Annotated in this window: 1 protein-coding gene and 1 pseudogene; both read right to left on the bottom strand. The window is 70.8% G+C overall.

Features of this window, described 5'->3' with window-relative positions:
- Positions 1-221 (bottom strand): annotated as a pseudogene (locus MXD58_RS27120) (hypothetical protein); the annotation flags it as partial.
- Positions 218-1,153 carry a ParA family protein gene (locus MXD58_RS27125; protein WP_248840457.1) on the bottom strand — a complete coding sequence of 312 codons (936 nt, stop codon included), beginning with the start codon at positions 1,151-1,153 and terminating at the stop codon, positions 218-220. The gene MXD58_RS27125 and the pseudogene MXD58_RS27120, both read right to left, overlap by 4 nt.
- Positions 1,154-1,678 lie beyond the last annotated feature (525 nt).

The following is a 1,678-nucleotide window of genomic DNA, read 5'->3' on the forward strand; positions in this document are numbered from 1 at the left end:
GGCTCCGCCACTGGAGTGGTGGCGCCGGCACCAGCCACCGGGGCGGAGCCGGCGCTGTCCGGCGAGGGGACGACGCCCAGCCGTGCGCGGCCGGCCAGCAGGTCGTCCGCCTGCGAGGGATCCAGGTGGGCGAGCAGCTCGGCGACCTGGGTGAGCAACGCGGAGCTCAGCCGGACGGCGTCGGCGGCCGTCGGATCGCCCGGCGCTGTCGGGGCGGTCACGGCTGGGCCGTGCGGACGCGGGCAAGGAACTCCTCGACGAGACGACGTAGCTCCCAGGCGAGAGCGGGGGAGAGCTGGTCGGAGAGGATGGCGGGAACCTGCGCACGGGCGGCGCCGGCGAAATGGCTGTTGCTTTCGCGGACCATGGCGTCGAACACCGGTAGCCCCAGCTCACGGGTCTGCATCAGATAGGGCCGCAACGCCGCGATCGGCCGGCTCGCGTAGAGCTGGACCATCGTGAACACAACGCCGAGGATCACCGGCTCCAGTTTGCGGATCACCGGCCCCTGGTCCGAGCGCAGGTCGACGATCCGGTTGAACTCCCAGATGAACCGGTGCAGCCGCGACTGTAGATGCTCGATGCCCAGAGTGGACAGCTCGTCCGGCCGGGCGGGGATGAGTAGCTGGTCGCAGGCGGCGATCGCCGCCCGGGTCAGCACACCGAAGTTCGGCGGGCAGTCGAGCAGCACCAGGTCGTACCCCGGGCGCGGCAGCCTGGCCAGCGCCGCCGCGAGGCGCAGGTAGACATCGAAGTAGTGCCGGGTCGACTGGTGCACCTCCGCGCCGCCGAGGCGGGCCGCCAGGTTCATCTCGACATCGCCGAGGGACAGATGCGAGGCGATCAGGTCGAGGGTGCCGCTGCCGGACGCGATGTGGCGGTTCACCACCGGCGGTGAACTGATCAGAGATGCCACCGGCAGCAGCGGACCGTCCATCCGCCACGCCTCGAACCAGTGCTTGATCGTCCGACTCTCGGCCAGCTCCGCCCGCCACTGCTCGGGACGCAGGAAGGAGAAGGTCAGGCTCGCCTGCGGATCCAGGTCGACGAGCAGGACCCGCTTCCCCCAGGCGGCGATCTGCGCGCCGATGTTCGCCGTCAGTGTCGTTTTCCCGACACCACCCTTGTAGTTGACGACCGCGATCACTCGCACGGCAGGCCCGGCCCGCGTGCTGCCGTCGACTCCGGCACCATCCCTGATCGCGACACCGCGCCCCCCGTGGCTGCTACATCCCGTATCCGCGCTGTCGCGGCAGTGTCGCCGCCAGAGGGTGACTGGTGACGTCCTGACCAGGACATCACGGCGCTGCGGCTGCGCAGGTGCCTAGACCTGACCCGGGTGAGCGCGGTGCGTGCATCTTGACCCGCAGTGGTGCGACTGGTTCCACGTTGGGGCGACGATGGGCCACCTGAGCGCTATCCCCCGTCCCCGCCGGAGACGCCGCCGGGAACGGCGGGATCAACGGGAATCACACGATCGGCCGGCTATTCTCGGGCCGACCCTGTGCTGTAGCGGTGACCTTCCCGGGGGACGATGAGTGGATGAGTAGTTCGAGTGGGGCCGGCTCGGGCACCAACCTCGGCCGCGGAACCGGGCCGACCCGGAACCCTGGCCGTGCGCGGGGCGCCGCGGCGCGCACCATCGGACGGGTCACGGGCCGGCGCGCCAGAACGGCGT

The sequence above is a fragment of the Frankia sp. AgKG'84/4 genome (genome assembly GCF_023242965.2).
Lineage (GTDB): Bacteria > Actinomycetota > Actinomycetes > Frankiales > Frankiaceae > Frankia.